The sequence below is a fragment of the Desulfosporosinus metallidurans genome, assembly GCF_001936615.1.
Lineage (GTDB): Bacteria > Bacillota > Desulfitobacteriia > Desulfitobacteriales > Desulfitobacteriaceae > Desulfosporosinus > Desulfosporosinus metallidurans.
Window position 1 is genome coordinate 233,737 of record NZ_MLBF01000002.1, and the last position, 25,587, is coordinate 259,323.

26 protein-coding genes are annotated in these 25,587 nt (G+C 43.9%); 3 read left to right on the forward strand and 23 right to left on the reverse strand.

Annotation, left to right across the window (positions count from 1 at the left end):
- The first annotated feature begins 115 nt into the window (after nucleotides 1-115).
- Nucleotides 116-337 carry a hypothetical protein gene (locus DSOL_RS02500; RefSeq protein WP_075363297.1) on the forward strand — a complete coding sequence of 74 codons (222 nt, stop codon included), beginning with the start codon at nucleotides 116-118 and terminating at the stop codon, nucleotides 335-337.
- 67 nt (nucleotides 338-404) lie between these two features.
- Here DSOL_RS02500 and DSOL_RS02505 read toward each other — a convergent pair whose 3' ends face one another.
- Nucleotides 405-1,994 (reverse strand): prenyltransferase/squalene oxidase repeat-containing protein, encoded by a 1,590-nt coding sequence (locus DSOL_RS02505; RefSeq protein ID WP_075363298.1) that lies wholly within the window; start codon nucleotides 1,992-1,994, stop codon nucleotides 405-407.
- A 165-nt stretch (nucleotides 1,995-2,159) separates the two neighbouring features.
- The gene (locus DSOL_RS02510) at nucleotides 2,160-2,612 is read right to left on the reverse strand and encodes an N-acetyltransferase (RefSeq protein WP_075363299.1); all 453 of its coding nucleotides are present in this window, start codon (nucleotides 2,610-2,612) and stop codon (nucleotides 2,160-2,162) included.
- Between the two features lie 276 nt (nucleotides 2,613-2,888).
- Between DSOL_RS02510 and DSOL_RS02515 the strand changes: the two genes are divergently transcribed.
- Nucleotides 2,889-4,307: a two-component system sensor histidine kinase NtrB gene (locus tag DSOL_RS02515; RefSeq protein ID WP_075363300.1), complete on the forward strand. Its 1,419-nt coding sequence runs from the start codon at nucleotides 2,889-2,891 to the stop codon at nucleotides 4,305-4,307.
- Here the strand turns inward: DSOL_RS02515 and DSOL_RS02520 are convergent.
- The 8 genes from DSOL_RS02520 to DSOL_RS02555 form a co-directional block, all read right to left on the reverse strand.
- Entirely contained in the window at nucleotides 4,304-5,533 is a 1,230-nt protein-coding gene (locus tag DSOL_RS02520; RefSeq protein WP_083642283.1) for a hypothetical protein, read from the reverse strand. The two genes, DSOL_RS02515 and DSOL_RS02520, sit on opposite strands and share 4 nt — an antisense overlap.
- An 85-nt stretch (nucleotides 5,534-5,618) precedes the next feature.
- Nucleotides 5,619-6,698 (reverse strand): DmpA family aminopeptidase, encoded by a 1,080-nt coding sequence (locus DSOL_RS02525; RefSeq protein ID WP_075363301.1) that lies wholly within the window; start codon nucleotides 6,696-6,698, stop codon nucleotides 5,619-5,621.
- Between the two features lie 63 nt (nucleotides 6,699-6,761).
- Nucleotides 6,762-7,544: an undecaprenyl-diphosphatase UppP gene (gene uppP, locus DSOL_RS02530; protein WP_075363302.1), complete on the reverse strand. Its 783-nt coding sequence runs from the start codon at nucleotides 7,542-7,544 to the stop codon at nucleotides 6,762-6,764.
- 81 nt (nucleotides 7,545-7,625) lie between these two features.
- Nucleotides 7,626-8,204, reverse strand: coding sequence for a TetR/AcrR family transcriptional regulator (locus DSOL_RS02535; protein WP_075363303.1), 579 nt, complete (start codon nucleotides 8,202-8,204; stop codon nucleotides 7,626-7,628).
- A gap of 141 nt (nucleotides 8,205-8,345) precedes the next feature.
- Nucleotides 8,346-9,497, reverse strand: coding sequence for a glycerate kinase (locus DSOL_RS02540; protein WP_075363304.1), 1,152 nt, complete (start codon nucleotides 9,495-9,497; stop codon nucleotides 8,346-8,348).
- Between the two features lie 5 nt (nucleotides 9,498-9,502).
- A complete protein-coding gene (locus DSOL_RS02545) occupies nucleotides 9,503-9,823 on the reverse strand; it encodes a hypothetical protein (protein ID WP_235838669.1) in 321 nt (106 codons plus the stop codon).
- A 69-nt stretch (nucleotides 9,824-9,892) separates the two neighbouring features.
- Entirely contained in the window at nucleotides 9,893-11,341 is a 1,449-nt protein-coding gene (gene guaB, locus DSOL_RS02550) for an IMP dehydrogenase (RefSeq protein ID WP_075363305.1), read from the reverse strand.
- A gap of 195 nt (nucleotides 11,342-11,536) precedes the next feature.
- On the reverse strand, nucleotides 11,537-11,782 hold the full coding sequence (locus DSOL_RS02555; protein WP_075363306.1) for a hypothetical protein: 246 nt from the start codon (nucleotides 11,780-11,782) through the stop codon (nucleotides 11,537-11,539).
- Nucleotides 11,783-11,891: 109 nt separating this feature from the next.
- On the opposite strand from DSOL_RS02555, the gene DSOL_RS02560 reads away from it, so the two are divergent.
- Nucleotides 11,892-12,392 carry an HD domain-containing protein gene (locus DSOL_RS02560; protein ID WP_075363307.1) on the forward strand — a complete coding sequence of 167 codons (501 nt, stop codon included), beginning with the start codon at nucleotides 11,892-11,894 and terminating at the stop codon, nucleotides 12,390-12,392.
- Between the two features lie 69 nt (nucleotides 12,393-12,461).
- On the opposite strand, the gene DSOL_RS02565 is transcribed toward DSOL_RS02560, so the two are convergent.
- From DSOL_RS02565 to DSOL_RS02625, 13 genes are all read right to left on the reverse strand, one after another.
- On the reverse strand, nucleotides 12,462-12,719 hold the full coding sequence (locus tag DSOL_RS02565) for a translation initiation factor 2 (RefSeq protein WP_075363351.1): 258 nt from the start codon (nucleotides 12,717-12,719) through the stop codon (nucleotides 12,462-12,464).
- 89 nt (nucleotides 12,720-12,808) lie between these two features.
- Nucleotides 12,809-13,681: a PHP domain-containing protein gene (locus DSOL_RS02570; protein ID WP_075363308.1), complete on the reverse strand. Its 873-nt coding sequence runs from the start codon at nucleotides 13,679-13,681 to the stop codon at nucleotides 12,809-12,811.
- Nucleotides 13,682-13,713: 32 nt separating this feature from the next.
- Nucleotides 13,714-14,667, reverse strand: coding sequence for a dipeptidase (locus tag DSOL_RS02575; RefSeq protein WP_075363352.1), 954 nt, complete (start codon nucleotides 14,665-14,667; stop codon nucleotides 13,714-13,716).
- 87 nt (nucleotides 14,668-14,754) lie between these two features.
- Nucleotides 14,755-15,015: a stage V sporulation protein S gene (locus tag DSOL_RS02580; RefSeq protein WP_075363309.1), complete on the reverse strand. Its 261-nt coding sequence runs from the start codon at nucleotides 15,013-15,015 to the stop codon at nucleotides 14,755-14,757.
- 135 nt (nucleotides 15,016-15,150) lie between these two features.
- Nucleotides 15,151-15,933, reverse strand: coding sequence for a TIGR00282 family metallophosphoesterase (locus DSOL_RS02585; protein WP_075363310.1), 783 nt, complete (start codon nucleotides 15,931-15,933; stop codon nucleotides 15,151-15,153).
- A gap of 102 nt (nucleotides 15,934-16,035) precedes the next feature.
- Nucleotides 16,036-16,602 (reverse strand): hypothetical protein, encoded by a 567-nt coding sequence (locus DSOL_RS02590; RefSeq protein WP_235838670.1) that lies wholly within the window; start codon nucleotides 16,600-16,602, stop codon nucleotides 16,036-16,038.
- A gap of 172 nt (nucleotides 16,603-16,774) precedes the next feature.
- Nucleotides 16,775-18,322, reverse strand: coding sequence for a ribonuclease Y (rny, locus tag DSOL_RS02595; RefSeq protein ID WP_075363311.1), 1,548 nt, complete (start codon nucleotides 18,320-18,322; stop codon nucleotides 16,775-16,777).
- A 295-nt stretch (nucleotides 18,323-18,617) separates the two neighbouring features.
- Nucleotides 18,618-19,130: a regulatory protein RecX gene (locus DSOL_RS02600; RefSeq protein ID WP_235838671.1), complete on the reverse strand. Its 513-nt coding sequence runs from the start codon at nucleotides 19,128-19,130 to the stop codon at nucleotides 18,618-18,620.
- Entirely contained in the window at nucleotides 19,117-20,154 is a 1,038-nt protein-coding gene (gene recA / locus DSOL_RS02605) for a recombinase RecA (protein WP_075363313.1), read from the reverse strand. The genes DSOL_RS02600 and recA overlap by 14 nt, the downstream gene beginning before the upstream one ends.
- 214 nt (nucleotides 20,155-20,368) lie before the next feature.
- Nucleotides 20,369-21,988, reverse strand: coding sequence for a DEAD/DEAH box helicase (locus tag DSOL_RS02610; protein ID WP_139314362.1), 1,620 nt, complete (start codon nucleotides 21,986-21,988; stop codon nucleotides 20,369-20,371).
- On the reverse strand, nucleotides 21,978-23,252 hold the full coding sequence (locus DSOL_RS02615) for a competence/damage-inducible protein A (RefSeq protein WP_075363315.1): 1,275 nt from the start codon (nucleotides 23,250-23,252) through the stop codon (nucleotides 21,978-21,980). Before DSOL_RS02615 ends, DSOL_RS02610 begins: the two co-directional genes overlap by 11 nt.
- Before the next feature lie 140 nt (nucleotides 23,253-23,392).
- Nucleotides 23,393-24,862 carry an AAA family ATPase gene (locus tag DSOL_RS02620; RefSeq protein WP_075363316.1) on the reverse strand — a complete coding sequence of 490 codons (1,470 nt, stop codon included), beginning with the start codon at nucleotides 24,860-24,862 and terminating at the stop codon, nucleotides 23,393-23,395.
- Nucleotides 24,863-24,886: 24 nt separating this feature from the next.
- Nucleotides 24,887-25,405, reverse strand: coding sequence for a hypothetical protein (locus DSOL_RS02625; RefSeq protein WP_075363317.1), 519 nt, complete (start codon nucleotides 25,403-25,405; stop codon nucleotides 24,887-24,889).
- Nucleotides 25,406-25,587: the final 182 nt, after the last annotated feature.

Here is a 25,587-nt window from a genome sequence, read left to right on the forward strand (position 1 = left end):
ATTTCCCTATTCCAACAGGTTTTTCATGGATTGTTCTTTATAATAAGGATAATGCCAGTACATTATCGCATAATAGAACTAATCCAAACTCAAATTCTCGAATGGAGGGTGAAAAATGCTGTCTACTCATGGTGAAGAGGTTCTGGGATTTATTCGTGATTTTGAAACGTCCTCTCGTGAATATCTTCTCTCCAAAGGTTTGAGTGAAAACGAGATGACCAACGCCTATCTCGACTTGCAATGGAATTTCCTCCATACTATTCTTAAACAACGTGCAGGGAGGCCTCGCAAAACTACCCCACACTATTTTCTACGTTCTAAAAAACACGCTATATAGATGCCCCCCTAATCATCTTACGTTCTAGATCGTTCTAAGTAAGTGATTGGGGGGATTTGTATTAGAGCTATCTAAAATAAGATACTTTATACAAACGTTGATACCTCTGTAAAGCACGAATAGCTGTCAGTGCCGTCGTCAACGGTTCTTCATAATTCCATCCCTTTGCATAAACCCCCTTAAAAGAAGGTTCAAAGGAACCATTGCTGTTTTGAACACTGAGGAGGTTCCTGACTCCTTGATCCAAAACTTCCCTTGGAACAACTCTAGTATATCGCCATAACCCGGCCAGAGCCAAGCCAGTTTCAACAACTGAACCCCATCCCCCATCACTGTTTTGAGCATTAATTAGATATCCCTGCCCTTTTTTCCGTGCTACGAGGATGTGTCGAGCGGTGTTCCACTTTTCCCAACTAAACTTCCATTTGCTGAGTAATTCTAAGGCCTGCGCTGTGCTATAAACCGAACCTTCAAACCAAGATGCCGGAAAGGCACCATGTTCGTCTTGCTGAGCCAAAATCCAATTGAGCCCTCGCCAGATTCGTTCATCTTGAGCTCGAGAACGCCGCCATAAAGCCTCTAAAACATGAATACTAACATCAACACTCGGAATATAGACTGGAAACTCTGAAGCGACATTGGGGGGTAGCCCTTGAAAACCAGGAAATGTTCCCCAGCTTCCGTCAGTATTTTGCAACTGCTTTAGGAGATTAACTCCTAACTTATTCTCCTCACCTAGCGCTTGATGCAAACCGATCAGAGCAACAGCCGTATCGTCCAAGTCTGGGTGAGTGTACGGAGGGGTACTTCCATAACTCCCATCCGCATTCTGTCCCTTCTTTAACCAATCTACTGCTTGATTTAGCCAAGGGATATCTGAGGGTCTCTGAGTTGTTTCGCCGAAGACACAAACGGCCCATCCGATGGTCCATATTTTGAGTTGGTCGAAAGCTGGCCACCCTCCACTTGAATACTGTTTCTGAAGCAACCAACGCCCGGCTTTTTGGGTTTGTTCTGTATAACCGCTACTCTTACTCATTAATGCAAGAATCGATAAACTCGTGGAGACGATGTCTTCTGCCCAAGAACCGTCAGTCATTTGTGTTTCCAGAAGGTACTTAATGCCTTTCTGAATCCCATCTTGAGAGTTTGAGGCAAGAAGGGACGCCGCAACAACGACTGGTCGTCCATAGGGCGGTAACTTGGCTAAAACCCTGTCTTCGAGAATAGTAGGGAACAAAATTTCTTCGGGCGTAGGTCCCTCCAGTCCGGGAACCACTTTTTGCCCCAACGATAAGATCACATGAGAAAATTGGCGTACCTGAGATAAAAGCCTAATCCTAGCCTTCCACCCACCTTGACTCCCCTGAAGAACCGTCCCAACGATCTTCGTTATTTCTTCATCCGGTTTATCACCGGGAAACTTACCCCAGCCACCGTGATGTTGCTGCCTCAACCACTGTATACCTCGCTGCTGAGCAGTCTCAAATCCTCTCCCAACAGCGAGCAGTGCAAGAGCTGCAAGCGCCGTTGCCCCAGGGCTTGAAGATACACCGTAAGTTTCGTCCGGGTTTCCCGAGAGGATCTGCTCCACGCCCTCAGACACGAAATTCCGTGCTTTATCAAGGCCCTCTTGGACATCTTTTTTAAGATCCATAGAACTTTCTCCGTCCTCATATTTAGCGTGTGCTATAGTATGATTTATGTTAGATGGAGGGAAATTGTTCCATATAAGTCATGACGCCGAACCAGAAGGTTCGGCATCTTGGCTTCTTATCAGTTTTAAAAGACATGTTATCTCCATTTGAAACAATAACTTCATTTAAAGAATACGACTGACTGCAATTTCGTCACAATTTGGGAACTTGATACAGTTAATACACTCTGTCCAAACCTTTTGAGGCATTTCATCCTTACTAACCTCTTCATAACCACAATGTTTGAAAAACTCTGGCTGATAAGTCAGAGCAAAAAGCTTTGTACAGCCCAGTTCCCTCGCTTCTTGTTCGAGTCCTTTGACGATCTGTGTTCCAATCCCTCTCCGTTTATAGTCACTGGAAACTGCTAATGCGCGTATTTCCGCTAAGTCACTCCAAAGGATGTGGAGGGATGCAACCCCCACCAATTGTCCATCTACTTCAGCCAGCAGGAACTCGCGAATATTTTCATAAAGCATATTTCTTGATCGGCCAAGCATAAGTCCTTGTTCTGCATTACTATTTATTAATATCATCATCTCTTCAACATCCGCTATTCGGGCCTTACGCAATTTCATTTCTTGCTCTCCTTCTGTCGTTTTGTTATATTGTATAATTATACAATATATCTTATATTGTTGCATCTCTTTTTAAACATAATTTCTTTTTGCTGTATTTGTCGAATTATTAATTCTTGCTTTTTCTTAATTAAGCTCACCCAAATGGGCATTTATAATCAAATTATAAGTCTATTCTTCCTTTTGTAGCATCTCCTTTATCTTACAATTTTCTGCGCCCTTTTATGATACACTAATCAATGTTGAACATTGTATTACTGGAAGGAGAGTTATTGTGTGATTTTCTTAAACTTACGCACTCTACATCGACAAAGTGTCTTTATTTTTTTGTCTATCCTTCTTATTATAGACATTGCCGTTATTAATATTTTGACACTTCCCAGTTTTTTTCGCATCATTCTCGTATTTTTCCCATACATCAGCGTCATATTATGGTTCGACCTTTGGGTAAGTACCGGGGGCAAAGTCTGGATTTTATCCACCGCTCTGCTCTTGAGCTCATCACTAGCTTATCCGAGATTTGTCTCAGCTCCGTTACTAATACTTCATATCTTCTTTCTGTTATTAATGTTTGGAATGATATTTTTTTATGAAAAAAATCAGGTCCAAGAAAGACTACTTCATCAACATCATCTAAAAGCAATGCGTGTCTTGCTTCGACAGGATCCTCCCATAATCCAAACTGTAGACTATACTCGCCAAGCAATTATTTTATTAGACAATAGAGGATTTATCATCGAAGCAAATCATCCATCGTCCCTCCTCTTATCCTTACCTGAAACATCCTTGATTGGTCAACCTATATCCGATGTTTTAGGGATTCTACTTGATTTCCAGACGGCTGACACACCCGAGAACGGCGAATTCACCTTGAGAACTCAGGAATCGGGAGAAAAACATCTTCGTTTTGTAACTCGAACTTTATTGGATTCCCACATTCCATCTGGGACACTAGTGATGCTCTTTGATATCAGCAAAGAAAAACAACGCTCGGAAGCGTATTTGCAAACTGCTAAACTTTCCGCTTTAAGCCAAGTCTCTGCAGGTTTAGCCCATGAAATTCGCAACCCCCTCACGACCATCAAAGGGTTTATGCAACTAATTACTCCCGAACAATGGCCTGAGTCCTTCCGCCCTTACCAGCAATTAATGCTTGACGAAATCCAGACGATTGTTCAACTGCTCAATAAATTCGTCCTCATGACAAGTCCTTCCGCTCCTCAGATGCAACCCATTAACCTGACAGAAACCATTCATGCCCTTGTGCACACGATTCAACCCATTCGTCTTATGCAGGGCGTCACCCTAGGGCTTGAACTCTCCGCTCATGAGATCTATGTCATGGGCGACCCTGAACAACTTTCCCAGGCGCTTCTCTCACTTCTCAATAACGCTATAGAAGCCTCACCGAACGAAGGGAAAATTATTATTCGTTTGAAAGAAGACCAGGCAAACGTCAGAATAAGCGTTATTGATAACGGCCCTGGTATTCCGGAAAACCTTCGTCATCGTGTTCTTGATCCATTCTTCACCACTCAGGAAGAAGGCACTGGACTGGGATTAACCATTGCCCAACAAATCATCCTCGCCCACCATGGCAAGCTTCACTTCTCCGAGGCATTACCACCTTGTGGAACTGAAGCGATGATTGATTTACCCTCTCTGTCGAGTTTTACGAATAGCCTTTCTGCCTAAAGTGAATGGTTCAATAACGTACTTCGACAGTTTAGCTCATAAATACCTTTGTCCTGCCAATTTTCTGGTAAAGTCCAGATCGGAAACTTATCCACATCGTTTATCCAGCAGTACCAGCGTCGAAGTTCCTCTTCTAGGCCGAGTGTTGTCAGCCAATGTACTCGCCCATCCCATACTAACGGATTCCCTTGTTCATTTTTAGCATTAACTAGAAGTGAACTTCGTTCCAACACACTTGCTAACATAATACTTCGCGAAGCTTTCATGAGAGGCTTTTCGAAAACGGGGCATACGACACTCAACTGTCCATTGCCTTGAAAGAAATACCATTCTTCCAGTTCAATAACAGAATTTTCACCCCGTTCTTTAGGAAGCCACGGCCAAGGCCAAGAACTCCCCCAGAGCGATTTTAATACTCCGTCTCCCCGATGAAGCCATAAAGCTAAGAGATCTTGAGAGCGAAGTTTTCCTTCTTGCTTCAAGGATTCAAGGTAGTCTAAAATGCTCAAGATGACCGAACAAAAATCCATATTAAGTGACCCGGATGCATCCACCCAGCCCTGTTTTTGCCACTTTAACATTTGTTCATTCGTCTTAAGCCACTTTGCTTTGCTGTTCAATTCAAACTTCTTCCCTTTGCGCCGCACTTCGGCAATTTCAAAATTTCCCCATAGAAAAGCAATCTGTTGAGGTTTTATTACCATGCGGACCTGTCGACTAACTAATTGAGCGAAAAACGCATTCACGATCATAAGTTGTTGCCGAGCAACTGGATTTAAGCCTTGTCCCCATCGTTTCAAATCCGGACGCTCTTCCCCCAGAGCATAGCGTACCTGGCTGCAATGTTGCTCGTGAGGAATGAGGTATAAACTCGGCGTTAGTTTTTCACGCCAATAAATTGCCCTAGCAGAGATGGTTCCTCCTATTTTACCGACAGCATTTAAAAATGCTAATGAAAAATTGGGGGCTACAAAATAGATGACTGTCTTAGCACCATTACTTAGCCGATTCCCCCATAGTACTCCAGCTAAAAGAAATTCCTCTTCGCGCAAAATGGAAGAGCAGGCGATGATGCCAACACGCAAGGTCGTCTCTCCGCCCATGAAATAATTATAGTGTGCCGGGAGTCGATTTGCTTTCTTTTTATCCTCTGGGCATTCAAGCCAGTTCTGAGCAATAAATACGTCAGGATGAGCTTCCCAGATCGTGTTCCAGGTAATACTCACAGTGAACCTCCCTTAGCTTTTCTCCATAAGCATGTTTACGCGCTAAAGGCGAAGATCATGACAAATTTATAGGAAACTCAAAACCTTACCTTGGCCCTAGACCTCCATGCCAACTACGAACAATTTTTAGGGTTTCTTCAATAGGCAGAGCGTAGCGAGTATTTCCATCTCGCCCTTCCATGGTTTGTGCTAGAAACAGGGCGTTCCAAATGCTTTCGGCACTTGCTTCAACCGCAGCTCTAAAGAAGTCATCCAATTCCCAGTCCGATAAATAATCATTACTCTCGCTTGAATAGGTACTAACCATCAAGCAGAAATCACCACTTCCTGCCATGGAAATTGAGCCTGTACGAGCCATCCCCAAACTAGCTCGACGCGCAAGCTGTTTTAGTTGCCAACGTGATAAGGGGGCATCCGTAATCCCCACAAGAATCAGGGAACCAGGGATGCATCCCACTCCCCGGATCGAAAGAGACTGCCCAACAGGAACACCCGATAAGAGAAAGTCACGCAAGAGACCAAAATTTGCCAAGACAAGCATCCCTACAACATAGTTACTACCACTCTGATGAACAAGACGTGAAGAACTCCCAATTCCCCCTTTCATTTGAAAACAGGACATTCCGACCCCTGCTCCAATATTACCTTGCTCAATAGGCCCTTTTGTCGCACGTTGAAGAGCAAGCAGAGCATCCCACGGCTTAACATGGCGCCCCCGAATGTCATTTAAATACGAATCATCACATTCCATGACCACAACATTCGGTGTCCGAACATCCTTCCCAATCTCAGGATTTTGCTGTAGTAAATACGTGATAACACCGTGGGCAACATCGTTAACACTGAGTGTATTCGTTAGTAAAATCGGGCAATTAAGGATCCCCATCTCTTGAATAAAGGGAACACCAAGAGACTTCCCATACCCATTAATAACTTCTATTCCTGCACGACAGGGGTGACGATAGAGATTATCCGAGCAAGGTAAGATCGCAGTCACTCCCGTCCGAACTGGCCCCCCTCCTGAGGGAACTAACGGTCCAACACCCTTAATCAAGGATATATTTCCTACCCGGACTCCTGGCACATCCGTAATATCATTATAGGGACCAACTGGCATCTGTCCCATCCACAGCCCTAAACTTCTCGGCGTGCTTCTTTTTTGCATTAAAAATCCCTCCGTTGTTACTCTATGGGCAACAACGAAGGGATATGAATAAGACGAGACCTCCTAATGTCCTGCTAATACGAAACCAATAACAATAATACCAATAACAAAACGGTATCCTACAAATAGTCCAAAGTTACTTGTTCTTAAATATCGTAGTAAAAAGGATATACTTAAGATACCAACGACGAAGGATGAGATAACACCGACAGAAAAGGGTAAATTTATGGAAGCCATCGTCAAATGCCGAAGTTTTAGCACTCCTGCTCCCAAAATAATTGGCGTAGACATGAGAAAAGAAAAACGGGCCGCATCTTCCCTAGTCAGATCCAAAAAACGAGCAGTTGTCATTGTACTGCCAGAACGAGATACCCCAGGAATGATCGCCAATGCTTGTGAAAGACCAATCCAAATCGCGTCTGCCATAGTCATCGTATCCATTTTTCGAAGTTGACGTTTTTTGTCTGCTAAATAAAGCAAGATCCCCATGACGATCATCATAATTCCGATGAGCAGTGGAGAACGAAACACGGTCTCCGCCTTTTTTTCCAACGCTAATCCGAACAATCCGCCTGGAATAGTCGCCACGACTAAGTACCAAAAAATCCGCTTATCGTCTGATGCACGACGCCGCAAGGCGGCTTTAACTAATCTCACCCAATCTTTCCAGAAATACAGGACCACCGCTAAAAGAGTACCCATGTGAAGCGCAACATCAAATGTTAAACCTGGATCGTTCCATCCAAAAAGCCAGGGGATTAGTACAAGGTGTGCTGAGCTAGAAATAGGTAAAAATTCTCCTAACCCTTGTACGATGCCTAAGATCAACGCTTGTAGAACTGTCACTTTTTATCGCTCCTCCAAGTTATAAGATAGTTTTTACTATATCACATGGAGCAAAAAATTCAAATGCAGCGACCACTCTAGTTATGCCTGCTGCTTTTCTGAGAGCCCATCCAATAAAATTGCCAGTGCATCATTCACCTCTTCCTGCAAATCCCCCACACCTGAAACAAACCAGCGTATGAAATGCTGTATCATCATTCCTTCCAAGCTTTCAGCCAAAAAGGCGGGATCAAATTCGCGGCTAATTTCGCTGTTTTGTTGCCCAACAGTTAAAATCGCCAGAAGAGCATAATGTAAACTCATATCATAATCTGACCCTTCGCGATTCCGTATGGTGACCCAGGCAATTTCTCTGTCCTTCATCATAAATTCTGCCCAATCCATGAGAAGTATCTCTAACCTCTGACGCGTACTCAGACTGGGTTTTTGGCGTCCCTTGCTGACAAGCTCTTGCCATGTAAGCCGGGAAAATTCTAGAATAATCGCTTCTTTCGTAGAAAAATAGTTATAGAAGGTTCCTTTTCCCACATCCGCATGCTGGGTAATTTGTTCGACTGAAGTGGCATTAAATCCTTGTAGACGGAAAAGTTGCATTGCATTCGAGAAAATCTTTTCGCGTGTCTCTTTCTTCTTGCGCTCTCGGCGAGACAAATCCGTCACCATAACTCCCCCTTTGTAAGATGTTAGCCGAAGAATTAACCTCTCCTAATTATTCTACAGATTCCATATTTATCCTTCTTTTTTTGAGGGGAATTTTACTACCACTATTCTATCTAGCGAAGTTAGGTTATCTCACCCGCTCTATTTCTTACGAGCGAACTCCGCCCCCAGCTTCCATACCGTCAGGATCCTCGAAACTGCCCGCTCCAATTGTTCTTCTGCTTTGGTGTATGCCTCCTCTAAGGTTGTCGGCCCTTCAGAAACGCTGAAACAACTTGCGATCCCGTGGTCAACAAGAAGACCCGCTGGTCCCTCTACAGATCCTGAGATAACAAGTACGGGAACATGATAACTCTTCGCTAAGGCCGCAACGCCAACTGGAACTTTACCGTAAGCCGTCTGGGAGTCTGTCCTTCCTTCACCTGTAAGCACCAAATCAGCGTGCTTAATTCTTTCAGCCGCATTTGCCCCTTCTAAAACCATCTGTGACCCCGGTCGTAATTTTGCGCCAAAAAAACCGACGACTCCGGCACCAAGTCCTCCTGCTGCACCCCCACCTGCTAACTCCAGTAAGTTCGTACCCGCGAATTCACTTAAGCGTTCCCCAAAGTTCTGCAAGGCTGCATCCAATACCTGGACATCCTCAAGATTAGCACCCTTTTGCGGACCATAAACTGCACTTGCACCCTCTGGCCCACACAGAGGATTCTGAACATCACAGGCTACCTCAATCTTCACGTCAGAAAGGCGAGGATCTATTCCAGACATGTCAATATTGACGAGATTGGCTAGTGCTGCCCCTCCTAGGGGCAACTCTTTACCCTGTGCATCCAATAATTTAACCCCCAATGCTGTTGCGAGTCCAGCGCCCCCGTCATTTGTTGCACTTCCGCCTATACCTAGAAGAATTTTCTTCACTCCACGATCCAATGCATCTTTAATGAGTAACCCAGTTCCCTGCGTCGACGCAATTAGAGGATTCCGTTCTTCATGACGCAAGAGAGTTAACCCAGAAGCTGCAGCCATCTCAATAACTGCGGTCGCACCATCGTTAATAAAGCCATAAGCTGCCCTTATCGGGCGACCAAGGGGATCTGTTACATTGACCTCAATCTTTTCTCCCTTGACGGCGCAAAGTATCGCGTCCACAGTACCTTCTCCACCGTCTGCCATCGGGATCATATCAATCACACTGTCTAGGTAAACCTGTTGAACTCCCCTACGCATCGCCTGCGCCACGTCTAAGGCCTTTAGGCAACCCTTAAAAGAGTCTGGCGCAATAACGATTCTCATGATGATCACTCCTTTGATTGAGCACGTTTTCCAATAATCCTTCCAGCCTCAAGGAATAAAATGAGACTTACAAAGTCTAAAATGACGATAGTCCAATTGTCAATGGAAACACCTGAAATAACAGCTATCAAATACGATGAACAATTAAACAAAAAAGCAGCAACATATGCAGTACGTCGATTCTCAAGCCTAGGACGATACCCCACCAAAAAACCAAGTGGATAGAATAATGCAAAATTCAGAGTCAATTGATTAAGTAACCCACCCGGAACAAAAAAACGCCCCAAAAAATGAAAAGCAAGGTCAACAAGATCTGATAGCGCCAAAAAACAGAGTTCATGCGTGCCTCCAATCAAAACAGGGAGAGAGTCAGACTCTCTCCCCAACCTAATTTTTTAGCTGTAGTTTGGCGCTTCTTTGGTAATCGTGATATCGTGTGGATGGCTTTCACGAAGCCCCGCAGCTGTTATACGAATGAAGCGTGTTAGTGTTCGGAGCGCCTCAATGTCTGGTGCTCCGCAATACCCCATTCCAGCGCGGAGACCCCCAATCATTTGATAGATGGTTTCCGAAACTGGTCCTTTGAACGGAACGCGGCCTTCGATGCCTTCAGGAACAAGTTTCTGATTTTTTTCTTGAAAATAACGATCACGACTTCCTTGTTTCATAGCGCCGATTGATCCCATTCCCCTATATACTTTGAAACTTCGTCCCTGATAAATTTCCATATCACCGGGACTCTCTTCTGTCCCTGCAAAGAGACTTCCAATCATGACGATTCGCGCGCCGGCTGCCAAGGCTTTTACAATATCACCGGAGAATTTAATTCCTCCATCTGCAATGATCGGAATGCCATATTTCTCTGCTTCTTCTGCGCAATCCATGACAGCAGTAATTTGAGGAACTCCGATACCCGCCACTACACGAGTCGTGCAAATAGATCCCGGCCCAATCCCGACTTTAATTGCGTCAGCGCCCGCTTCGATCAGATCATGAGTTGCTTCCGCCGTTGCCACGTTGCCCGCAATTAGTTGGGTTTCCGGAAAACGATCCTTTAAAGTTCTCACCATTTCAATAACTCCTTTGGAGTGTCCGTGCGCAGTATCCAGAACAAGGACATCAACGCGAGCATTGACTAATGCCTCGGCACGCTCCAACGTGTCTGCAGTAACCCCAATAGCAGCACCAACTCGTAAACGACCACTTTCATCTTTGGCAGAATTCGGATACTGGCGTGCTTTTTCAATATCCTTAATCGTAATTAATCCCTTAAGTATTCCTTCTGAATCAACAAGGGGTAGCTTTTCAATCTTGTGTTGCCCTAATATTTCTTGAGCATGTTCAAGGGTTGTACCAACCGCGGCTGTAACCAAATTTGTTTGGGTCATAACCTCTGAAATCTTGCGATCATAGTCCTTCTCAAAGCGCAGATCCCTGTTTGTCAAGATACCGACCAGTTTTCCTTCGACAGTGATGGGAACTCCCGAAATTCGGTAGCGTTCCATGAGCTTTAGTGCTTCATTAATGCTATTATCTGGATGTAAAAAAATAGGATCCGTGATCACGCCATGTTCAGACCGCTTAACCTTATCGACCTCTAAAGCTTGCTGTTCTATGCTCATATTTTTATGAATAATCCCTATTCCGCCTTCTCTAGCAACCGAAATCGCCATTCGGGAATCTGTGACAGTATCCATCCCGGCGCTCATGAGCGGAATATTGAGTTTAATCTTTTTTGTTAAATACGTGCTAACATCGACATCTCGAGGTAGAACCTCAGATTTGGCTGGAACGATAAGAACATCGTCAAATGTGAGTGCTTCAGAAATAATTCGATTGGACATGATTAGCTCCCTTCGCAATAGTTTTCTAATTAGTATATCAGATATTCTAAGATAAGGACAGAAATAATTTTCTCTATAGGATATTATTTATTTTGAGGGTATTAATAAAGTAAACGGTAAAGATATAGTTGAAGAGGGAAGTATAAAAAAGGGGGCATAACACCTGAATCAAGTGTAAATGCCCCTCAAAACCTCTTAATGTCCCATAATACAGTTTAACCCAATCTCAGACTCAAAATGCTCGCGCAAATTACGTATCGTACCTTCTGGAACGCCAAACTCCGTGGCGATTTCCATGTCACTGCGATTAATGCGAAGCCCTTCAATAAAGGCATCATAGTTAACGCCGACTTCAGCTGTTTTCTCTTTGAGACTCGAATCCATGCTCCATGGGGCAAAATTGAAATAAGCTTGATTATCGCCATCCTTGTCACGGATCATGCACATTCCACCTTTCAACCCATATATTTCCCCGTTCCCTCAAAAACATTCCATAATGCTTGTCAAATTAATATCTGTTCATTATGATAAGGAAAGGAGGAATAGAGAAATGTTCTACCGTGTGCGTCAATTCATTAATGCCATTTTTCCCAAGGTTAATGCTTCGGACATCAAATGGGCTTTAAATCACTTAACCCCTGAGGCCGCGGACCTCTTTCTCAAACAATCATGGCCAGAACAACGCCATGCTATAGATGTGGCACAAAACATCATTCAAGCTAGGAATCCAATATCTTTTTCCGATTTCCAAACCCTCATCACCGCTGCACTCCTCCATGATTGTGGGAAATCCATGGTCCCCATCTCCCTCTGGCAACGGGTCTATATCGTTCTCATGCAGGCTATGCCTCAGAGCCTCTGGTCTTGCCTTGAACAAAGCCACACTGTTTTCGCCTCTCCCCTAAAATTGGCAACTCAACACGCCCTTTGGGGTGAAAGTTTAGCCAAAAGGGCAGGTTTAAATTCTGAAGTATGTCTTTTAATCCGCGAACATCATTCTCCCCAAACGGACCTAGGCCGAATTTTAGCACAAGCGGATAATGCGAATTAATAATACAAATTAATTTCAAAATAATCTTGCCCAATGACGTAAGAAGGCATGAGTTCCACTAATGTAGACTCATGCCTTTTGTACCGATGATTCCATTTTTTCTTGTAGTTCCACGATTTCCCTATTTTTGGAGAAAATCCATTTAGCAAATCGTGTGTTGTCTCGTTGCAAGCGCACGTTTTCTTTTTCCAGGCGATGAACTAAGGCGACCTTTTCTCGTTCAACCTTTTCTAACAAGTTCATGAGCACACGGCGGCTTACTCTCAAATGTTCCACACGCTGCTCCAGTTCCCCGACACGCGCCCTTAGTAATTGTAATTCGTCCATAGGATCCAACTCTTACGCCCCCCCGGCTCCATGTATACTCTTATTCTATGCCGGGAGATCGCTTTTTAACCCTTGGTCAAAAAAGAGACTCATTTCTCACCTATTAAGCTATTGTCCACATGATTGTGCTGCACCAAGTCAAGAATTTGCTGAATCACCTCGAGAGAGACTCCCCAATGACCGAGCTTCACACCAGGCTTACGTGCTTCACCATGAAAGTCTGATCCTCCCGTTGTGAGTAAGTCAAACTCTTTCGCAAGGGCGCGGAAGGTCCTTTCATCGTCTGAATTGTGTTCAGAATGTAAAACCTCAATACCTTGGAGACCCACTTCGACCCAAGATGGAATACCGTCTTCTAGGCGTTGCACACCGGGATGGGCGAGTACCGCAACCCCATGTGCTGCTCTTACTAATTCAATCCCTTCTTCCGGGGTCAATTTATAGCGCGGAACATAAGCCGGTGCTCCCATCCCGATGTATCGATCAAAACCTTCCCGAATACTAATTACATATCCCCGTTCGACGAGTGCCTGAGCGATATGTGGGCGCCCTATGGATTCTCCTTGTGCAAACTGTTGCACTTCGCTAATGCTTAGATCTACACCCTGCATTTTTAAGCGGTCCAAGATTTCCAGCATGCGTTGCTCACGGGCTTTGCGCAAACGCCCAAGCTTATCATTTAAGTAGCGTGAAGAACCATCCACCTCGTATCCAAGAATGTGAACCTCTTTCCCTTGCCAATCCGTGTTCAGCTCGATCCCTCTAAGAATCTGTATTTGATAATTTGCTCCGGCTTCCTCTGCTTCTTTCCATCCCTGTATCGTATCATGGTCAGTGATACCTATGCCTTTTATGCCCAACTCCGCTGCAGTACGAACAAGTTCTGTCGGTGTTAGCAATCCGTCAGATGCCGTAGTATGACAATGCAAATCTGCCTCGTATAGGGCAAATGTTGAATTCACGCTTTTAACCTCTTTTCTGCAATACTTCCTTTCTATTTTAACACATTCGACAATAAACGTATAAAATTTCGTCCAGTAATCTGCTCGATTTCCAACGTGCTAAATCCTATCCTAGTCAAATCCTCAAGTAAATGGTAATAGTCACCAACGTGCTCAAGTCCTTCTGGCGTTTCACTGATTCCATCAAAGTCAGAACCTAACCCGACCGTTTCTACCCCTGCCACCTCCGAAATATGGTAAATATGGCGTATCACATCATCTCGCGATGCCTTATCGTTCTCTTTCAAAAACCGAGGATAAAAGTTTACTCCAACTACGCCTTTGTGTTTTGCCAAAGCACAGAGTTGTTGGTCTGTAAGATTACGCGAATGGGCACAAAGTGCCTTAGCGCAGGAGTGGGAAGCTGTAACAGGAGCCTTCGACAGTTCTAAAACATGCCAAAACCCCGCTTCGTTAAGATGAGAAACATCTATTAGCATGCCCAATTGATTCATTCGTAAAACGACTTTCTGCCCAAAATTTGTTAACTTGCATTGCGAATCGGTTTCGCCAACACCATCAGCCAAGGCATTTCGTTGATTCCAAGTTAGACCTAAGGCCCTCACACCCAATTGGAAGATAAGTTCGAGCATGAAGAGGTCTTCGCCCAAAATTTCCCCGCCCTCTACGCTTAACAAAATACCAATTCGAGTTGGATCTGGAATTTGCATTAGGTCAAACTTATCCCGAACAAGGAAAACCTGTTCAGGATGGCCCTCTATGAATCGATGGGCTCCTTCAATAAGTTGTAGACCGCGCCAAGTTGACATAGCTGGCTTATACTTCGTCTCAATAAATGCGGCCATAAACTGAAGAGCCACCCCTGCAAGCCTAGCTCTTTGTGTATCCCAATGTCCTCCTTCAGAAGGGTCCTCCAACGTTCTTTCTCCATTTACAAAATGGATCAAACTATCACAATGCCCATCCACTATATAAGAATTTCCCATACCCAACAAGCACCTCCCTTATAAGATAAACATAGTAAAGTCACCTGTCTGCTCTAAACTAAAGCATACAGGTGACTTTCTCGCTACTTAGCGCGGCTGAATGATTAACTTAATCGCTGTTCTTTCTTCTCCTTCAATGATAACGTCAGTAAATGCGGGAATACATATGAGGTCGACTCCGCTCGGAGCCACAAAACCACGGGCAATTGCTACGGCCTTTATAGCTTGATTAAGAGCACCCGCTCCTATAGCTTGCAGCTCTGCGCCACCGTTCTCCCGAAGAACCCCTGCGAGAGCCCCTGCAACCGCGTTAGGACTTGATTTAGCTGAAACTTTTAAAACATCCATAGATACATCCTCCTGCTCGAATTCATTGACAAGTATTACCACAACTTTGAATATATGTATTCGAGAGCAAACGGATAAAATCCTCTTTTATTTAAAGAGTTTTCAGATTTTCTTGTTGGAGTGAACAGACTGTTTTTATGTCTCAGCAAACCGCTGAATTGATTCAATTTGACGGGTTTTTCCAGATTCTTCATCGATCTCCAGAACCACAGCATTAATCTGTATTGGACCATTTGCTAGCTCAAACTTTGCAGGAAGCTGAGTCAAAAAACGATTTATAATAATTTCTTTTTTAACTCCCAATACAGAATCTCGTGGTCCAGTCATGCCGACATCGGTAATATAAGCCGTCCCCTGCTCAAGCAAACGAGCATCAGCTGTCTGAATATGAGTATGTGTTCCAACCACAGCGCTAACTTTACCATCGAGAAACCAGCCCAACGCGACCTTTTCAGAAGTTGCCTCGGCGTGAAAATCAACAATGATAATAGGAGTTTCTTGTTTCATCTGATTGATCCAGCGTATGGCTCCGCTGAATGGGTCCTCTAACGGTGGCAAAAATATACGGCCTGAAAGATTAAGGACGCCAATTTTCTTTCCTATCGTTCTTATGAACCCATATCCCTGTCCTGGTGCACCAACTGGATAATTCGCAGGACGAATAAGTCTGGGCTCTCGATCGATAAAATTCATAATTTCTCTTTGATCCCAGACATGATTACCCATTGTCAAAAATTGAATTCCCTGGTTATAGAGCTCCTCGGCGATTTCTTTAGTCAATCCTTTTCCAGCCGCAGCATTTTCGGCATTAGCAATGGTTACATCAACCTTATACTCAACTTGAAGCGGTTTAATAAATCGTTTAACAGCCTCCCTTCCCGGCTTACCCACAATATCCCCAATAAAAAGTACTCGCAACGAACGTGCCCCCTTCCAAATCGCCCAAAACCACTATCTCTGAATAACATTATCATTTTACGTAGATTTTAAAACTATTAATCGTTTAAAAATCTAGATTCACTAGCTCTTAAAAACTAAAACTCGGCCTTCATCACGCAAAGCAACTACATTTTTATCAATATCTTGGGACTGGATTGAAGATAGCAAGTGGCTTATCATTTCCTCTTGAAAAATTTGTTCATCTTCGGGCAGATTCATTTCATCAAATAACAACTGCTTTTTATATTCCCGCTTCAGCAGTTCGACGATGAGCCCCACTTCACGCTGGGTCATACTATCGACATCCCGAGTCAGCGTGATGACACAGAGATTTTCCTCACAGCGGCCGGCAATCTCAAAAATTCGCATAATCCGCCCCTCAAGTTTATGGAAAAATTCTAAGGCAGGCTTTAGAAGTTCTTGAAGAGCAGAGACATCTTGGTTTCTCATGATCATAAACGTAAACTTTAGAGCATGTTGCTCACGCCAATAATGAACCGACCCCACTTCAGAATATCTCAGCAAAATTGAGGTCAATAATCCAACTCCGTCTTGAACACGTCCTCCATCTTTAGATTGCAAATTATTTAACATCCTTGTTTTCAGCCCTCTCTTTTGCGCTGTCCTATCATGGTAATTATTCGGCATGAGGTAGGAAACTCCTGCACTAACCCCTTTTTTACGAGCTGGACATATCTGGCAGGGACTTACCGCCACTTCTCGCATGCATGGAAACTAAAGTTTAGTGGCGGTTAGTCATATCGGATATAAAAATCAGGCGACCCATAGGATCGCCTGATTAAACATCTCACTCCAAGGACTATTTTGCGAAGTCAACCGCTCGAGTCTCACGGATCACAACAACCTTGATTTGCCCCGGATATTCAAGTTCTTCTTCAATCCGTTTACTAATTTCACGCGCCACGCGCGGTGCGAGTACATCGTCAATCTTGTCAGGTTTGACAATAATGCGAACTTCGCGCCCTGCCTGAATAGCAAAGCACTTTTCTACCCCTTCAAAACTTTCTGCAATCTCTTCGAGCTTTTGTAGACGTTTTATATAGGTTTCGAGAGTTTCCCGACGTGCTCCTGGACGAGCTGCAGAAACCGCGTCCGCAGCAGCGACAAGAACCGCTACAATTGTTCTGGGTTCAACGTCATTATGATGGGCCTCAATGGCATGAACAACGTCGCTGGATTCCTTATACTTTCTGGCAAGATCAACCCCAATTTGTACGTGTGTCCCTTCCATATCATGATCAACGGCCTTGCCGATATCATGCAGCAGGCCTGCTCTCTTAGCAAGTTGAATATCGACACCTAACTCAGCAGCCATTAATCCTGCAAGATGAGACACTTCCGTTGAGTGCTTTAAGACATTTTGCCCGTAACTTGTACGGAACTTAAGTCGTCCGAGCAAACGGATTAATTCAGGATGCAATCCATGCACGCCTGTCTCAAACGTGGCCTGTTCTCCTTCTTCGCGAATCTTTTGGTCAACTTCCTTTTGAGACTTTTCAACCATTTCTTCAATTCGTGCCGGGTGAATACGACCGTCAGCTATAAGTTTTTCCAATGCAATGCGAGCAACTTCTCGACGGATAGGATCAAAACCTGATAAAATCACCGCTTCAGGAGTATCATCAATAATAAGATCAATTCCAGTTAGGGTTTCCAGGGTGCGTATATTACGTCCCTCACGGCCTATAATCCGGCCTTTCATTTCGTCACTAGGTAACGCTACAACGGAAACCGTTGTTTCAGCCACATGATCTGCAGCGCAGCGCTGTATAGCTAAAGCAATAATATTTTTAGCCCGTTTCTCCGCTTCTTCCTTCGCACGTGTCTCAATCTCCTTGATCATGATCGCCGACTCGTAACGGACTTCTTCTTCAACTCGTTTCAGCAAGAGCTGCTTAGCCTCTTCCGAAGTCATACCAGACAATCGTTCTAATTCAGCTTGTTCTTTACCTACGAGCTGGTTTAATTCTTCTCTTTGTTGTTCTAATTCGCTTTCCTTATTGTGAATGTTTTCCTCTTTGCGTTCGAGCGACTCAATTTTGCGATCTAAGCTCTCCTCTTTTTGGACCAAGCGTCGTTCAAGCCGTTGTAGTTCGTTACGCCGTTCTCGAGTTTCCTTTTCCACTTCATTGCGAATATGCATGACTTCTTCTTTAGCAGCAACGACAGATTCTCTCTTTTTGCTTTCAGCTGCCGAATGGGCATTTTGAACAATACGTAATGCCTCTTCTTCAGCGGATCCAATACTTTTTTCAGCAGTATTTTTACGGAAAATCCAACCTACTAAGACACCCAGACCTAACCCTACTAAAATGGCCACTAACCCGGTAATAACTATTTCAAGCATACGTTCACACCTCCTTGTTTAAAAAAATAATTCTATTTTTACATCAAAAAAACTGGTTTCCAAAACCAGTCTCATTAAGCATAACCTTTTTAGACGAGAGTTTTCTCCCGTTTCCTACACCTCTCGTTAGTCAAAACCCCCATTTTCAACTGACTACTACGAAATCTATAAGAAAACCTTAAAAGGTTAAATCTTAACAAAGACAGGTCTCTGCTAAGATTTTAATATCATTTGCAGACAATGTCAAGCTTGTCCTAAACGGGACGATTCTATACATTAGGCCTACCGCCACGGCCTATAATTCAGCTCGGATCTCATAGAGCACGGATCGTACCATATCTGAGGGATACCCTCTCTGAGTGAGCCTCCGAGCAACCTTCTGTTGGAGCCATAATTCACGTGGAACAGACCTATTTGTTTTTTCTGTATTCCTCTGTTCCCAGCGCTTACCTTCTTGTCCCCACCATCGTTTAGCAAAGGATAAGCATTGCTGAAACTCCTCATCACTTGAATACGTTTCCCCCAACGCTTGCTCAATCAATTGGGGTACTACCCCTCGATTTTGCAAATCATGAAGAACTCTTCGCCGCGAATAACGTTTGAGTCGACTTTTTGAATACGTTAACGCAAGTTCTTGGTCATTAAGGTAACCAAATTCTTCTAACTTTGTCAACACTCTATCAATGTCCGTACTCTCAAAACCCTTTTTCTCAAGCCGGGTCTCTAATTCATAATGCGTCAGAGCTCGGCGGGATAAACAATCCACAGCAACTTCCCAAGCACTTCTCGGCGATTTAGAGTTCGTCAAGCGAACCGTCCTCCGAAACTTCAGTTGTTGCTGCGTCATTCATGTTCGTGCGGATCAGTTGTTCAAGAACATCAGCCATATCTGGATGTTGCTTGAGGTATTCTTTAACATTTTCACGGCCCTGTCCTAACCTTTCACCATTATAAGAGTACCAGGCCCCCGACTTTGCGATTATCTCCATTTCAGTGCCGATATCTACGATACTTCCTTCACGGGAAATCCCTTCTCCGTACATAATATCAAAATCCGCTAATTTGAATGGCGGAGCAACTTTATTCTTGACGATTTTGACCCGAGTTTTGTTTCCGACAATATCTTGCCCTTGTTTCAAAGCTTCTTGCCGACGTATATCGATCCGAATCGTAGCGTAAAACTTAAGCGCTCGTCCACCTGTGGTTGTTTCTGGACTCCCAAACATAACCCCAATTTTCTCACGAATTTGATTAATAAAAACAACACAAGTGTTGCTCTTGCTAATAGAACCAGTCAACTTACGTAAGGCTTGAGACATAAGACGCGCATGCAAGCCAACATGATTGTCGCCCATTTCTCCTTCAATCTCTGCGCGAGGTACCAAAGCAGCCACAGAGTCGATCACTACAACATCCACAGCAGCACTGCGCACAAGTGCCTCGCAGATTTCTAGCCCCTGTTCACCTGTATCTGGCTGAGCGACCAGCAAATCATCGATATTGACCCCTAAGGCCTTGGCATATACGGGATCTAGAGCATGCTCGGCATCGATAAAAGCTGCCGCCCCGCCCAACTTTTGGGCTTCTGCAATAATATGCAGCGCAACGGTTGTTTTACCAGAAGACTCTGGACCGAAAATTTCAATAATCCGCCCACGTGGTACCCCGCCAACCCCTAAGGCAAGGTCTATCGCCAAAGAACCTGTCGGGATGACGTCAATCACCATTCCTGCAGAGGATTCACCAAGTTTCATAATTGAGCCTTTGCCAAACTGTTTTTCAATCTGAGCAAGTGCAATATCAAGAGCTTTTAACTTATTCGTCTCGGCCATCCCATATCCTCCTCATCTTGTGCAAACGCATATTAGCGTTCTAGCAAAACATCTGTTCGGTTTCATTATAGATGTAGTCCATGACACTTGTCAATTTGTTTATGTTTCCACCGACAATATAACAAATATTATTACAATATCTTTAAACTCTTCTTTTAAAAAAAGCTCACCCAAGAGGGTTAGCTTTTTATATCAGGAGACTTCCTTTATAATACTAATAGTCATTATTCTCGCGGGCTTTAGCAGGTTCAACACTTACTCGGCGCCCTTTAATCATATTCTGATGCATACAACTTAAAACCCTAGAGGCATATTCTTCGGGAACCTCTACAAACGTAAATTTATCATAGATATTAATCATACCAATAATGTTCCCTGAAATCCCACTTTCATCGGCAATCCAACGAATAATATCCTGAGGTCTGATTTGTTGTACCCTACCGATATTCATAAAAAAGCGCACCATACCCGTAGCCGCTCCAGTGTTTCCAAAATGAATGTCATCTAGTCCTTTGTCTTCAATACGTTCTTCAGCATTTGCTCCCTCAACCGCAAACTTTAAGGCAGCGGCTGCTACATCAGTGGAATCGTATTCCTCGAGCAACTCTCCGACAATCGCGCGATAATTTCCCAAACGATCTCCTTGTATCAGCTTGACAAGTTGATTCTTAAGATTCTCTGCCTGACGCTCACTTATATCGGCTAGTGAAGGAAGTTCCTTCCGCCGAATTCTTGTCTTAATCAGATTTTCAATCAGACGGAGTTGGCGGTATTCCTTGGGCGAAATCAGAGTTATGGCCTGCCCTTTACGCCCAACCCTTCCTGTCCGTCCAATCCTATGCACGTAAGAAACCGGATCCTGAGGAATATCAAAATTAATAACATGGGTTACATTATTAATATCTAAGCCTCGAGCGGCAACATCTGTTGCTACTAATAATTCCGACTTCCCGTCTCTAAAACGTTTCATAACCCGATCCCGCTGTTGTTGACTTAAGTCCCCGTGCAGAGCATCCGCAAAATACCCCCGAGCTTCAAGAGCCACCACAAGCTCATCCACCCCACGTTTGGTTCGGCAAAAAATTATTCCTTGACCAATATCCTCCATATCTATAATCCTACACAAGGCGTCAACTTTAATACTTTCCCTAGCCTCATAGAATACCTGATCAATCATAGGAACTGTTAAGTCATCCCGACTAACTGATACGGAACGCGGATTGTTCATGTAGGTCTGAGCTAATTTGCGAATTCCAGGCGGCATTGTAGCCGAGAAGAGCATAACTTGGCGACCTTCTGTGGGGACTTCTTTCAATAGCCCCTCAATATCGTCAATAAAGCCCATATCAAGCATTTCGTCTGCTTCGTCAAGAACCACCATTTTAACATGTTGTAGACGAAGTGTACCCCGATTTAAATGGTCTAACAACCGACCGGGTGTTCCAACGACCACCTGATATCCCATACGCAAAGCCCGAATCTGTCGATCAATAGGTTGTCCACCATAAATTGGTAGCGGCTTCACATGCCGATATCGTCCAATCTTAGCGATTTCCTCAGCCACTTGTATCGCTAGTTCACGAGTTGGGGTTACTATGAGCGCTTGAACTGCTTGGAATTTCGAGTTTACCCTTTCAGTAATAGGAATCCCAAAAGCGGCAGTTTTACCAGTCCCTGTCTGAGCTTGACCAATAATGTCAGCTCCTTTAAGTGCAACAGGTATTGCTGCGTTTTGGATTGGGGAAGGTTCCTCAAACCCCATCTCTGACAAAGATTGCAGCACCTGTTTACTCAACTGAATATCTCCAAAAGTTTGTAAACGTTCAACCATCACCTGATTGTTGTCTCCTTTCACTACTTAATATATGCTGTCGTACCCCATTTAGGGCTGCTTGGACGGTTAGCTGGCGAACTGATTCCCGCTCTCCATAAAACTGAAATTTTTCCGCATGTACACCCTCAGGTGTTGCAAAGCCAACAAAAACAAGACCCACTGGTTTTTTATCACTGCCACCACCCGGTCCTGCAATTCCCGTGGTCGAAATAGCGAGATCAGACCCCGTTTTAGAACGGATTCCTTCAGCCATCTCTATAGCAACCTCTTCACTCACTGCTCCGAACGTATTAAGGGTTTCTTCTCTCACCCCAAGTATCCCCTTTTTTAGGGAATTTGAGTAACTCACGACACCCCCTAGATAAAAATCAGAACTTCCTGGTTCCTGAGTGAGAGCTGCACCCAGCAAACCGCCTGTGCACGACTCAGCTGTAGCAATGGTCAAATGTTTGTTTATTAAAGTTTGCCCTACAATGCCGATCATGGTCTCCTGATCACATCCAAATACTTTGTCTCCTAAACGCCGCCGGATTTCTTCTTCTGCCCGCTTCAGTGCTTCCTTAGCTTCTCCTGACTTAGTTTCCGTACTCCTCGCCACTAAACGAATATGCATCTCAGCACGTTTGGCTAGTAATGCCATCGTCAAGTTCGGAAGACTCATCAGTTCACCGAGCACTTCTTCAATTGCGGATTCTCCCATACCAAAAACCTTCAAGACGCGCTCGTTCATCCGCTCAGACTGCGGCCCAAGGATCCGTTGCAACTCTGGCCAAGCAAAATTATCGAACATAGGTCTCATTTCAAATGGAGGACCCGGCAATATAATCACAGTTTTACCCATAGTTTCGATGATAGCACCAGGAGCAGTTCCAATAGGATTAGGCAATATTTTTGAGCCCTTGGGAAAATAGGCTTGTTTCTCATTACTCAAAGGCATAGGAGCTTTTCGACGACCAAAAAATTGTTTAATCTGATCTAAACTAGAGGTGTCTAACTCCATCTTTAAATTTAAAACTTTAGCCACAAGTTCCTTTGTCAAGTCATCTGCTGTCGGACCTAACCCTCCTGTGGTAATTAGAAGATCAGAACGCCCGATCCCCTGTCGTAAAACCTGCTCTAAACGTTCAGGATTGTCTCCGACAGTCGTATGATAGTCTACTTCAATGCCCAAAGAAGACATTTTTCCAGTCAAGTAGTGAGCACTCGTATTGAGGGTTTCTCCAAGTAATAACTCAGTGCCAGTTGCCACAATTTCAGCCTTCATACAGTTTATCACTCTCCTATTATCAACGCAAATGTCAAACCCTAAGACCCTAAATTAGTTATTTCTCATCCAGCTAATATTATCCTTCTCCGGATGAGATTAAAATAGGAAAATGAACCCTAAGGTAAGGGGTTCATCTTTTACGCTGCGTTTTGTAAGTGTTTTCGCAAAGTTTCACCATTCAAACTTTCCTCTACTTCTAGGATCTCACTAATCCGCAATAATGTCTCTTTATTCTTCTCAATTATCTGCATCGTTCGTTCTTCGAGTTCTGCTAAAATGTGTTTCGTCACAGGTTGTCGCTGTTCGGCATTCAAGAGAGAGACATCCGTAATTCCCAAGGAAGACATTCCTGCACTAAGTATCTTTTCAACTAGGTTAAGCGCTTGTTCATAATCAGCCATGGCACCAGTACTCCTCGTACCAAGGATCTGTTCTTCAGCGAGTGCACCTGCTAAAGCCACCATAATCTGACCTTCGAGCATCGCTTGCGTATAAAGATATAAATCATCCTTCGGGTAATGACGAACATACCCCAAAGCGTTTCCTCGTGAACGGATGGAAATTTGAGAAACGGAATTTGGCCTAACCGTTTCCGCTAGCATGGCATGTCCGCTCTCGTGGATCGCAACCCGCCGCAACTCCTCAGCCGTTGGTTTTCGATCAAGTTTTTCTCCCAACATGACTTTTTCAACGGCTTCATGTAAATGGTGCTCTGTAATCTCACTCGCCTTTTCACGCAAGGCAAAAATCGCCGCTTCGTTCGTCACACTTTCCAAATGTGCACCTGAGAAGCCAAACGTTTCATGGGCGATTTCTTCCAAATTAACATTTTGGGCTAAAGGCTTATTTTTGGTGTGAATTTTTAGAATAGCGACCCTACCTTCTTTATCCGGCAGATCAACTTTAACCTGCCGATCAAAACGACCGGGTCTCAGTATAGCCGCATCCAAGGCGTCTGGGCGGTTCGTTGCTGCCATTACTAGAATGTGAACACCTTGATCAGCTTTTAAACCGTCCATCTCAACCAAAAGCTGATTAAGAGTTTGGTCATACTCATGATGGGAGACATTACTTCCCCTTTTCGCCCCTAAAATATCCATTTCATCAATAAAAATGATGGCACTTTTTTTCTTTTCTTTGCGGACCATTTCTCGCGCCCTCCGAAACAAGCCACGTACCCGTTCCGCTCCCACACCCGCATACATCTCGACAAATTCGCTTCCGGAGACCGAAAGAAAAGCAGAATTGGTATACTTTGCCGCAGCTTTAGCCAATAATGTTTTACCCGTGCCTGTCGGCCCAGATAATAATATTCCTTTCAAGGGACGAATCCCTAAGACTTTCATTTGATCGGAATATAGTAAGAAATCTAAAGCTTCCTGAAGCTCTTTCTTGGCCACACTCTGTCCTCCGATGTCCTCAAAATCAATCGTAGTAGTAGGTATGGCCACACCATTCCCATTTTTTAAAACTTGTCGCTGTATGACAAAAGTCCAAACAAACCAGGCACCCACAAGGAGTAACCCGATAGGAACAACATTATATCCCATTACTAGTAAAAAGGCGAAGATACCGACCGCAAAGCCTATCAAGATATCTCGTTTCATGTCTTCTCTTCCTCTCATTAAAGCTTACTCTTTTTCACTTGGTAAAAATCTGGTTTGTCCATGCCGTTCGATGACTTCGATTAGTTGAGCATCACCTTGAGTCATAACCACGTAAATTGCATCACTGTCCATTTCTAGTTCGAGCTGAATCCCAGCCTTATCAGCTTGATTTTTTATGTTTTGTTCCATCTCTGTGAAATTCCCACGACTAATTCCTTCTTGTAAGGCGAACTGCATCTGCCCAAATAGTTTATTAAGGTCATTATTCGTTCGATCAAGGTATCGAATGGGCAAATTACCAGCTAATTTTTCAAGTTCCTGACTTGTTTTGCGAAGATTCGACAGATGATTAGTCCCCACAAGCATCTCTTTTTGCCCATTGTTTTGAACAGTCTTTGCCGAAATCACACCCGGAATTTGTTGACTTTGACGCAAGATCGAGACGTCAACCCACTTTTTTTGATAGACAAACGTGCCCCCCAATAAAAGGCCAAATATTAAAATACCAATAAAGCTGATCAACAGAATCCGCTGCCTGGTCATCGTAAATCCCTCCAACTGCCATACTTTTTGCTATATCGACATTATAGCACGCAATATATCTACAAATAAATGTAAGTTTTACCCTTAAAAAACAATAATAGGAAATACAAGAAGACGATTCTAGTGTCTTTTTAAAAAGACACTAGAATCGTCTTCTTGTCTCAAGTCTCTCACCCGTCACA

Excerpts from the sequence above, each read along its gene's own strand:
- DSOL_RS02620 (WP_075363316.1), bottom strand. The coding sequence starts at position 24,862 with ATGAAACGAGATATCTTGATAGGCTTTGCGGTCGGTATCTTCGCCTTT.
- DSOL_RS02510 (WP_075363299.1), bottom strand. The coding sequence starts at position 2,612 with ATGAAATTGCGTAAGGCCCGAATAGCGGATGTTGAAGAGATGATGATA.
- DSOL_RS02540 (WP_075363304.1), bottom strand. The coding sequence starts at position 9,497 with ATGAGAATCGTTATTGCGCCAGACTCTTTTAAGGGTTGCCTAAAGGCC.
- guaB (WP_075363305.1), bottom strand. The coding sequence starts at position 11,341 with ATGTCCAATCGAATTATTTCTGAAGCACTCACATTTGACGATGTTCTT.
- DSOL_RS02505 (WP_075363298.1), bottom strand. The coding sequence starts at position 1,994 with ATGGATCTTAAAAAAGATGTCCAAGAGGGCCTTGATAAAGCACGGAAT.
- DSOL_RS02525 (WP_075363301.1), bottom strand. The coding sequence starts at position 6,698 with ATGCAAAAAAGAAGCACGCCGAGAAGTTTAGGGCTGTGGATGGGACAG.
- DSOL_RS02590 (WP_235838670.1), bottom strand. The coding sequence starts at position 16,602 with ATGCCGAATAATTACCATGATAGGACAGCGCAAAAGAGAGGGCTGAAA.
- DSOL_RS02625 (WP_075363317.1), bottom strand. The coding sequence starts at position 25,405 with ATGACCAGGCAGCGGATTCTGTTGATCAGCTTTATTGGTATTTTAATA.
- rny (WP_075363311.1), bottom strand. The coding sequence starts at position 18,322 with ATGCTTGAAATAGTTATTACCGGGTTAGTGGCCATTTTAGTAGGGTTA.
- DSOL_RS02565 (WP_075363351.1), bottom strand. The coding sequence starts at position 12,719 with ATGGACGAATTACAATTACTAAGGGCGCGTGTCGGGGAACTGGAGCAG.
- DSOL_RS02555 (WP_075363306.1), bottom strand. The coding sequence starts at position 11,782 with ATGATCCGTGACAAGGATGGCGATAATCAAGCTTATTTCAATTTTGCC.
- DSOL_RS02580 (WP_075363309.1), bottom strand. The coding sequence starts at position 15,015 with ATGGATGTTTTAAAAGTTTCAGCTAAATCAAGTCCTAACGCGGTTGCA.
- DSOL_RS02500 (WP_075363297.1), top strand. The coding sequence starts at position 116 with ATGCTGTCTACTCATGGTGAAGAGGTTCTGGGATTTATTCGTGATTTT.
- DSOL_RS02615 (WP_075363315.1), bottom strand. The coding sequence starts at position 23,252 with ATGAAGGCTGAAATTGTGGCAACTGGCACTGAGTTATTACTTGGAGAA.
- recA (WP_075363313.1), bottom strand. The coding sequence starts at position 20,154 with ATGGCCGAGACGAATAAGTTAAAAGCTCTTGATATTGCACTTGCTCAG.
- DSOL_RS02560 (WP_075363307.1), top strand. The coding sequence starts at position 11,892 with ATGTTCTACCGTGTGCGTCAATTCATTAATGCCATTTTTCCCAAGGTT.
- DSOL_RS02575 (WP_075363352.1), bottom strand. The coding sequence starts at position 14,667 with ATGGGAAATTCTTATATAGTGGATGGGCATTGTGATAGTTTGATCCAT.